Source organism: Lutibacter sp. (assembly GCF_041555395.1).
In the GTDB taxonomy this organism is placed as follows: Bacteria; Bacteroidota; Bacteroidia; order Flavobacteriales; family Flavobacteriaceae; genus Lutibacter.
Genome location: NZ_JBFFKM010000003.1, coordinates 90,086 through 99,924, shown reverse-complemented (window position 1 = coordinate 99,924; position 9,839 = coordinate 90,086). Strand labels below are relative to the sequence as shown.

Genomic DNA, 9,839 nt, shown 5'->3' with positions numbered 1-9,839 from the left:
TTTGAGCAATTTTGCAATAAAAATGCAAGCCCAATTACTAGTGCAAATAAGCACAGATTAAGTTTCTTTTTCATAATATATTAAATTTAAAGTTTCTGCATTTAGCAATTATTTGGAGTATACCTGAGAGGAAGATTGTAAATTCTTACTTAAAGTTAGTGTTCAAATAGCTGAATTCTAATGACATAAGTCAATAATGATGTTGGTATTTAATGATTGTTATCAGTTATTTAATTGATATTAATTAGTTTTTAGTGAAGTGTAATGACTATTGTGATGCTTTAAAATAGAAGTATTGCGTATCAGAAGCGGCGGGTCTGATGATACCGTTAAGGTCTGCGAATTTCAAACCGAAAACGTCTTTCAAATCGGGTACGGGGTCATTTTTAGCAGCATTTTCTGTCAACTTTTAGCTTTTTTTATTGCCGATTCAACCTGCAACACGCCTTGTGATTCAGTTCACCATTACAAATTCTAATGCATAACATCATGCGTTAGTTATTAGTATTAGAGAACGATTTAAAGTGTTGTTATTTAATAGCTTATGATAATTTAGAGTATGTCACTATAAGCGAATTAAACCCTGCTTAAAACCTGTTATTTGTAAGGTAGATTTTGGGGCTTAAAAAAACTTTCTTTACTGTAAAAAATAACAGTCCAAATGCAATAAAATATTCTTATTTCCACTTTTCATATCTAGTATCTTTAAAAAAAGTAAAAAAAATTTAAACCGATAATTGAATTTTTGTAATTTTGTGCAACACCACAACCTTCAAAGTTGAATTATTTGCTTTAAAATTAGAGTTCGGGGGTGCTGACAGGGGTGCTATAAAAAAAGAACCCTTATAAAGTATTAATTTATAAGGGAATATCTAATTTGCTAGTTGACCCACAAGGACTCGAACCTTGACTGACGATACCAAAAACCGGAGTGCTACCATTACACCATGGGTCATTTTGCGGGTGCAAATTTAGCCTAAAGTTTTAATTCGGCAAATAATTTGAAGTGTTTTTTTATAAAACTTCCTTTAAAAACACTTTAAGAGTTATTTAGCATTGCATATCATCATAACTTTCCATAATTAATTTTTATTTTACTAAATTCGCTTCGGTTTAAAAATTTAATATGAACGCTTTCAATTTTACTAAATGGAACACCATTCTTGGATGGTTTACTTTTGCAATAGCCTTAATAACCTATATATTAACACTCGAACCTACAGTGAGTTACTGGGATTGCGGCGAATATATCGCCACTTCCGTAAAACTTCAGGTTGGCCATCCGCCAGGAGCGCCTTTATTCCAAATGTTGGGTGCGTTTTTTGCTTTATTTACAGGTGATGTGACAGAAATTGCAAAAATGGTAAACTTTATGTCGGCATTGGCCAGCGCGTTCACCATTTTATTTTTGTTTTGGACCATCACCATATTGGCTAAAAAATTAGTGAATAGTGGCTCAGAATTAACCAAAAGTACTTCAATCGCAATTTTAGGAAGTGCTGTTGTTGGCGCTTTAACCTATACTTTTTCAGATAGTTTTTGGTTTAGTGCGGTGGAAGCGGAAGTTTACGCCATGTCTTCATTTTTAATGGCGCTTTTATTTTGGCTGGGATTGCGCTGGGAAGCGGAAATGGATCAGCCTAGAGGAAATAAATGGCTCCTCATCATTAGTTTTGTGGTCGGATTGTCATTTGGCGTGCATATTTTATCATTGCTGGTAATCCCTTCCATTGTATTTCTTTATATCTTCAAAAAATATAAAAATTTAAACTTTAAGCAATTTGTCGTTGCCAATATTGCAGCAGTACTTGTATTGTTGCTTGTTTTTAAATTTTTATTTCCATTTACACTAAAATATTTCAGTGCTTTAGAATTATTTTTTGTGAACTCAATGGGAATGCCATTTAATTCGGGAAGTATTATTGCAGCAATTTTATTAATTGCCTTTTTTTACTTTGCATTGCAATACACGCGAAAAAAACAGCAGGTTGAAGTAAATACGATTATCCTTTCTGTGCTATTTATAATGATTGGCTTTTCATCATGGACGATGCTTCCTATTAGAGCAAATGCCAATACCACCATTAATGAAAATAATCCGTCAAGCGCCCGCGAATTGTTGGCCTATTACAATCGAGAACAATATGGAGACACCAATGTTTTTTATGACACCTATTATTCCATTATTTACGACAGGGAAGCCGACAAAAGCAATCCAACAAAAGACGACAAACCGAAATATGAAAAGGATGAAGAAGCCGGTAAATATATTATTGTAAATAATTACAAAGACGCGTTGACAAATTGGAGTAGCAAACACAAAGGATTTATCCCAAGAATGGTAAATACCGATGCTTCCGTAATTAAAAATTATAAAGCCATTGCCGGTATCCCACAAAGCAGCAAAAGCCGACCTTCTTTTATTGAAAATATAAAATATATGATCGATTTTCAATTTGGTTATATGTATGGCAGGTATTTTATGTGGAATTTTGTTGGAAGGCAAAATGATGAACAAGGGAACCTCGATTTACAAAATGGAAATTGGCTGAGCGGCATTAAATTTATTGACGAATTTAGATTGGGCTCACAAACGGATTTACCTTCTGATGTACTCGATAACAAAGGCAGAAACACCTATTATTTTCTTCCTTTTCTGCTGGGAATTATTGGCCTGTTTTTTCATGTTAAAAAAGACAAGAACGATTTTTATATCTTATTTCTCTTTTTCATTTTCACAGGTTTAGCTATCATATTTTATACCAATCCAAGACCATTTGAACCTCGAGAACGTGATTATGCAGTGGTAGGTTCGTTCTATATTTTTGCTATTTGGGTAGGATTTGGGGTGTTGGCTTTGTTTGAAAAATTAAAAAAATACGCCACAGAAAACTTGGTTGCCATTGCGGTTACGCTTGTTGCCTTGGTTGCTGTTCCTATGCTGATGGCTTTTCAGAATTGGGACGACCACGACCGGTCAAATCGCTATACTTCTCGCCTAAATGCTACGGCTTATTTAGATTCTTGTGCAGAAAACGCAATTTTATTTACTATTGGTGACAATGATACTTTCCCGCTTTGGTATATGCAGGAAGTTGAAAATTACAGAACTGACATTAAATTGATTAATACCAGCCTTTTTCAAACTGATTGGTATATTGATCAGATGAAGCGAAAAACCTATGAGGCCGCCCCTATTCCGTCGCAATTAACCCACGATAAATACAAGTGGGGAACGCTGGATGTTGCCTATTATTTTCCTGAAATTATTCCGCAATTGAAAGATTCTGTGGTGGATATTAAATATTTTATGAAATGGATTGAAAGCGACCAGGACATTACTTACTACGATTTAGATGATGACGGCATTAACGAAAAAATATTGCCAACGAACAAAATCAGAATTCCTGTTGATAAAGAAATGGTTTTAAAAAACGGCATTGTTGCCCAAAAAGATTCCGCTCTTATTGTACCTTATATTGATATTCAATTTAATGGCGCTCTTACAAAAGCCAGAATTTTAATGCTCGACATATTGGCTAATAACAATTGGAAACAACCTATTTATTTCACAGGAGGCGCACAGGCTGATGAGGAATATATTTGGCTGAAAAATTATTTGCAATTGGATGGAATGACCTACAAACTGGTACCAATTTTAACCAAGGATGAAGGAAATTTCTTCGAAATGGGACGTATTAATACCGATGTCATGTACAAAAATGTAAAAAAATGGGATTGGGGGAATATTACAAACGATAACATTTATTTAGATACAGAAACACGAAAAAACTCGGTAACCTATCGCAATAATATGGAGCGTTTGGCTAGAGCTTTAATGGAGGAAAAGAAATTTGACAAGGCTGAAGAAATTGTAGACCTTTCCTTAGAAAAAATGCCTGTAAATAAATTTGGACATTACAGCATGCTCCTAGGTTACGTAGATTTATACTATGGATTAGACAAAAAAGAAAAAGCCAGAAAATTAACTGCGGAATTAAAAATTGTTTTACAGGAAAACTTAAGGTATTACAGCCAGTTTGATGAATCAAATGTTGAAACCATTTTCAATGACATTGAACGCAGCCTATTAATGTATGACCAGTTGATTAAAACAGCCATTAGTTTTGATGACGAAAAATATGCCAATAACCTTAAAGAAGAATATGTTGGTTATCTAAAATTATTTGATTTTTTAATCAGCGATGAAGATGAATAGAGTTTTGACTTCACCTTCCTGCTTAGGAAGGTGAGGTTGAGATACTAAAATAATCCCAAACTCATGAAGCCCTATTTTATAAAAACCCCAAGCCTTTTAAAATTTATTTTTAAAAATTGGGTTTGGCGTTTATCCTCAAAAGATAAAGTGCTTTATCTTACTTTTGACGACGGTCCGACTCCGGAAATTACAGAATGGACTTTAAATGAACTCAAAAAATACAAGGCGAAAGCCACCTTTTTTTGTATCGGGAAAAATATTGCGGAACACCCTGAAATATTCCAAAAAATTATTGAAGAAAAACACGCTGTAGGAAATCACACCAACAACCATTTAAATGGCTGGAAAAACCCAACTTCAGATTACCTCAAAAACATAGAAGATGCTGAAAAATATTTTGAAGGAAACTTAAAACTTAAAACTCAAAACTCAAAACTTTTTAGGCCTCCTTATGGCAGACTTACTCTTAAACAATCAATAAAAATTAGAAAAAAAGGCTATAAAATAGTGATGTGGGACGTTTTAAGTGCCGACTTTGCCCCTGTAGTTTCCAATGAAAAATGTTTAGAAAATGTAATTCGAAATATCCAAAATGGAAGCATCATTGTTTTTCATGACAGCGTTAAGGCTTCAGAAAAACTGCAATTTGTATTGCCAAAAGTATTGGAATATTATACTGCTAAAGGGTTTTCTTTTGAGAGAATTTAGAAAAGAGAGAAGAGAAAAAAGACTGTCTTTTCAATTTTAAACATCAACATTTAACTTTAACCCTTCGGCTTAAAAATACTGTTGCACCAAACTTATTAAGGTATTTGCATCCTGATCACCAGATTGACGCCATTTCATTTCCCCTCCTTTATAAATTATAAAAGTAGGAATTCCTTTGATTCTGAGCGCATTGGCAAGCGTCTCATTTTTTTCAATATCAATTTTTATAACTTTTGCCTTATCTCCAAGAGCTGCAGCCACATCTCGTAAAATATCATTAAAATCATCAGATGTTTCTTCGTCCCATTCTGTGTAAAAATCGATTAACACAGGAATCTCTGAACTAATTAATTCTCCGAATTTTGCCATAACATAACATTTTTTTTGTGGAATGTTTAAAAAATAAATGCCTTATACCTACAAATGTAACATTTTTATTTAAACAAACGACACCTACTTCTTTTTCAGTGTAATTACCGTTATTTCAGGCCAAATTCCTACACGGCCAGGGAAAGCCAAAAAGCCAAAACCTCGGTTTACATTGATGTATTTTCCTAACGCTGTATAAATACCCGCCCATTGTTCGTAAACATATTGTGCCGGGCTCCATTTTATACCGGGAATTTCAATGCCAAATTGCATTCCGTGCGTATGGCCGCTTAAAGTAAGATGGAAATTACTTTCATGGTTTTTTATTTCGGCATCCCAATGAGATGGGTCGTGACTCATTAAAATTTTAAAATCTTCCTTTTTAATTTTTGCTGAAGCCAAATTTAAATCACCTGCTTTTTTAAATCGTTTCCCCCAGTTTTCAACACCAACCAAGGCAATTTTATCGTCGCCTTTTTCTACATAAACACTGTCATTCAACAATAAATTAAATCCAATTTGAGGATGCAAATCTTTTATGTCCTGAAAATTTTTCCTTTTCTCTTCTTCAGAATTAAAATGAACATATTCCCCATAATCGTGATTTCCCAATATAGAATATTTTCCAAGTTTGGCTTTCAATTTGCTAAAATGAGAAATCCATGGAATCATTTCATCGGCGGTATTGTTCACCAAATCTCCTGTGAATAAAATTAAATCGGAGTCCTGTTCATTAATTAATTCAATACCTGCATCTATTTTCTCGGCATCATCAAAACTTCCGCTGTGAATATCAGAAATATGAGTGAGTTTAAACCCGTCAAAATCCTCGGGCAAATCATCAAAATACAAAGTGTGGTTTATGACCTGGTAATTGTATTTTCCGCGAGCCATTCCATACAAAACAGAAGTAAACGGAATTGCCGCAAGCGCCAAAGCAACTTTGCTCACAAATGCCCTTCTATCTGCCAAAAATGTTTTTGACTCTGCCTTTGAAAAGTAATTAAAAAAAACTTTAAAAACCCTGAAAACATCTTCTCCAAACAAAACCGCCAACATAATAATTTTTGGCATAATGAATAAAATAAGCAACCCGAAAGCCAACATCATAGGTTGTGTCAATCCTCTGGAATCATTAAAAACCAATAATTTATAAACCAAATTGATTAATATACCAATGGATACTACCCAATAAAGAATCTTAACAATTTTATTTTTAGTGAGTGTTTTTATGGTTTGGTAAGCATAAAAATCCACGAATAAAATAAATGCCACAAAAATAATCCAACGTATCATAAAGCAAAATTAATTCTATTTTATCATTGTTAAAATAATGAAGAAAAAATTAAGAGGGTTTAACAGTTTCTCCTCATCATTAGTTTTACAAGATAATTAATATCATGTTAAAATTGATTTTAGTACTTTTACTCAAATTATTTATAGCTTATATTGAAACAATGTCAACACAAAAACGCCTTTTCCTTTTAGATGCCTACGCCTTAATTTTTCGCGGTTATTATGCGCTTATTAAAAACCCGAGAATAAATTCAAAAGGAATGGATACTTCGGCCATATTGGGATTTACAAATTCTTTACTTGATGTGATAAAACGCGAAAAGCCAGATCATTTGGCCGTTGCTTTTGACAATGGCGGTTCCCTTATGCGGTCTGAAGCGTTTCCGGAATATAAAATGAACCGTTTACAAACGCCTGAAGCCATTAAAATTGCGATTCCTTATATTCATAAAATTTTGGAAGCCATGCACATTCCAATTATTGAAAAAGAAGGTTTTGAGGCCGATGATTTAATTGGCACACTTGCAAAACAAGCTGAAAAAGAGGGTTTTAAAACGTACATGGTAACGCCAGATAAAGATTTCGCCCAACTCGTTTCCGAGAATATATTTATGTACAAACCTTCACGAATGGGTAATGGTATTGAGATTTGGGGAATTCCCGAAGTTCAGAAAAAATTTGAAGTTGAACGTCCGGAACAGGTGATTGATTTCCTTGGAATGATGGGAGATGCCATTGACAATATTCCTGGATTGCCGGGTGTTGGAGAAAAAACTGCCAAAAAATTTATTAAAGAATACGGCAGTATGGAAAATCTTTTGGAGCATACCCATGAGCTAAAAGGTAAAATGAGGGAAAAAGTTGAAGAAAACAAAGAACTGGGCTTGCTTTCCAAAAAATTGGCAACTATTATGTTGGATTGCCCGGTTGAATTTCATGAAAAAGATTATGAGTTAAATCATCCCGATTTTGAAAAGGTAAATGAAATTTTAAAAGAATTGGAATTCAGAAGAATTGCCGATAGCCTCAATACTATTTTTAAATTGCCTTCTGAAACAAAAAGCATTCAGAAAGAAGATGAAATAGTTGATTCTAATAAACAGCTACCTACAGCAGAACATCAATTCGATTTATTTTCAACATCAGAAAATGTTACCCCAAATGACACCTTTTCCGCAGGAGATAAAACCACCGAAAACACAAATCATTTATACCAATCTGTAAATTCCAGTTTCTCCAGAAAACTGCTTCTCGAAAAATTATTGACCCAAAAGTCGGTTAGTTTTCACATAGAAACCATTGGGGAAGAATTATTTGAAACCGATTTGGCAGGTATCGCATTTTCTTACGAAAAAGGAAAGGGTTATTATGTGTCTCTTCCTGAAAAAAAGGAGGAAACACAAGGGATATTAGAAGAATTTCGTCCGTTTTTTGAAAATAAAACCATAGAAAAAATTGGCCACGACCTAAAAAATAGTGTTAAAGTTTTAAGCAATCACAAAATTGAAATCAAAGGGAAATTGTTTGATATTATGTTGGCGCATTATTTAATAAATCCTGATATGCGCCATGATTTAATAGTGCTCTCTGAAACTTATTTAAATTACAAACCTATTAATATAAACGCTTTTGTTGGAAAAAAAGGAAAAAATAAAATTTCCATTCGTGAATTAGATCTCAAAAACCAAACGGAATATGCGGTTGAAAATACCGATGTTGCCTTTCAGCTTAAAGATTTTTTCGAAAAAGAATTGGGCGAATTAAACCTTGCCAAACTTTTTAATGACATTGAAATGCCACTTCTTCGCGTATTGGCAGCAATGGAGTTGGAAGGAATAAAAGTGGATGCCGAATTTTTAAATTCCCTTTCGGAAAAATTAACTGAAGATATTCAACATTTAGAAAAGCAGATTTACAAAGAAGCTACTATCGAGTTTAATCTGGCCTCCCCAAAACAATTGGGCGATGTTTTGTTTGACCATTTAAAATTAGTTGACAAGCCTAAAAAAACCAAAACCGGACAATATGCAACCGGTGAAGAAATTTTATCAAAATTGGCAGCAAAACATCAAATTGTAAAGGACATTTTAGAATGGCGCGGATTGGTAAAATTAAAAAACACCTATGTTGATGCGTTGCCAAATCAAATAAATAAAAAAACAGGAAGAATTCACACCACCTACAGCCAGGCTGTTGCTGCAACAGGAAGGTTAAGTTCCGTCAACCCGAACCTTCAAAATATTCCTATGAGAACGGAACGCGGTCGTCAGGTAAGAAAAGCCTTTGTTGCCAGAGATGAAAATTATACGTTAGTGTCTGCCGATTATTCTCAAATTGAGCTACGTATTATTGCTGCTTTGAGCAATGATGAGAGTATGATTGAATCTTTTAAAAATATGGAAGACATTCACGCTGCGACAGCTGCTAAAATTTTCGGGGTTCCTTTAAATGAAGTATCCAGGACACAACGTGGTGAGGCAAAAGCTGTAAATTTCGGCATTATTTACGGACAAGGTGCTTTTACATTAGCCGAACAATTAAACAAATCAAGAACCGAAGCAAAAGAACTGATAGACAATTACTACAAAACATTTCCAAAATTAAAAGAATTTATTGCCAGTCAAATGGAATTGGCCCGTGAGCAAGGTTATGTGGAAACAATTTTAGGGCGTCGCCGATATTTGAAAAACATCAATTCACAAAATGCTGTTGTTAGAGCCGGAGATGAACGAAATGCCGTAAATGCCCCTATTCAGGGAAGTGCCGCCGATATTATTAAAATTGCGATGATTAATATTTATAAGATGCTGAATGACGGAAATTATAAATCGAAAATGTTATTGCAGGTTCATGATGAGTTGGTTTTTGATGTTCATAAAGATGAACTTGACGATTTAGAACCAAAAATTAAACAGGAAATGGAACATGCATTTACCCTTGCTGTTCCGTTAACCGTTGAACTGGGTGAAGGAAAAAACTGGCTGGAAGCACATTAATTGTTTAATTGTGGCTGAAAATGGAATAGTGAGAAATTTCAGGAATGCAAATTTTGACTTTCGACTTTGAGAATCAGAAACACTGCAACATTCTGTATTTGTGACTTTTAACTTTTAAACTTTGAAGCTACCCAACGATTCAACAGTTAAACGATTCAACAAATAAACTTTTTTAAAAACACTGTTTGTTATCACTAAAATAGTTTGTACATTTGCACTCCCTTTTTAGGGAGAAAAATGAATGTTTAACT

5 protein-coding genes and 1 tRNA gene are annotated in these 9,839 nt (G+C 33.9%); 3 read left to right on the top strand and 3 right to left on the bottom strand.

Features of this window, described 5'->3' with window-relative positions; translation table 11 throughout:
* Positions 1-884: 884 nt before the first annotated feature.
* A tRNA-Gln gene (locus ABY285_RS01685) sits at positions 885-955 on the bottom strand.
* Between the two features lie 171 nt (positions 956-1,126).
* On the opposite strand from ABY285_RS01685, the gene ABY285_RS01680 reads away from it, so the two are divergent.
* Positions 1,127-4,219 (top strand): DUF2723 domain-containing protein, encoded by a 3,093-nt coding sequence (locus ABY285_RS01680; protein ID WP_372766356.1) that lies wholly within the window; start codon positions 1,127-1,129, stop codon positions 4,217-4,219.
* Positions 4,220-4,282: 63 nt separating this feature from the next.
* Entirely contained in the window at positions 4,283-4,927 is a 645-nt protein-coding gene (locus ABY285_RS01675) for a polysaccharide deacetylase family protein (protein ID WP_372766354.1), read from the top strand.
* Positions 4,928-4,996: 69 nt separating this feature from the next.
* On the opposite strand, the gene ABY285_RS01670 is transcribed toward ABY285_RS01675, so the two are convergent.
* Both ABY285_RS01670 and ABY285_RS01665 read right to left on the bottom strand, forming a co-directional pair.
* The gene (locus tag ABY285_RS01670) at positions 4,997-5,296 is read right to left on the bottom strand and encodes a thioredoxin family protein (protein WP_372766352.1); all 300 of its coding nucleotides are present in this window, start codon (positions 5,294-5,296) and stop codon (positions 4,997-4,999) included.
* An 84-nt stretch (positions 5,297-5,380) separates the two neighbouring features.
* Positions 5,381-6,592, bottom strand: coding sequence for a metallophosphoesterase (locus ABY285_RS01665; RefSeq protein WP_372766350.1), 1,212 nt, complete (start codon positions 6,590-6,592; stop codon positions 5,381-5,383).
* Positions 6,593-6,753: 161 nt separating this feature from the next.
* On the opposite strand from ABY285_RS01665, the gene polA reads away from it, so the two are divergent.
* Positions 6,754-9,588 carry a DNA polymerase I gene (polA, locus tag ABY285_RS01660; protein ID WP_372766348.1) on the top strand — a complete coding sequence of 945 codons (2,835 nt, stop codon included), beginning with the start codon at positions 6,754-6,756 and terminating at the stop codon, positions 9,586-9,588.
* Positions 9,589-9,839: the final 251 nt, after the last annotated feature.

Excerpts from the sequence above, each read along its gene's own strand:
- ABY285_RS01680 (WP_372766356.1), top strand. The coding sequence starts at position 1,127 with ATGAACGCTTTCAATTTTACTAAATGGAACACCATTCTTGGATGGTTT.
- ABY285_RS01665 (WP_372766350.1), bottom strand. The coding sequence starts at position 6,592 with ATGATACGTTGGATTATTTTTGTGGCATTTATTTTATTCGTGGATTTT.
- ABY285_RS01670 (WP_372766352.1), bottom strand. The coding sequence starts at position 5,296 with ATGGCAAAATTCGGAGAATTAATTAGTTCAGAGATTCCTGTGTTAATC.
- ABY285_RS01675 (WP_372766354.1), top strand. The coding sequence starts at position 4,283 with ATGAAGCCCTATTTTATAAAAACCCCAAGCCTTTTAAAATTTATTTTT.
- polA (WP_372766348.1), top strand. The coding sequence starts at position 6,754 with ATGTCAACACAAAAACGCCTTTTCCTTTTAGATGCCTACGCCTTAATT.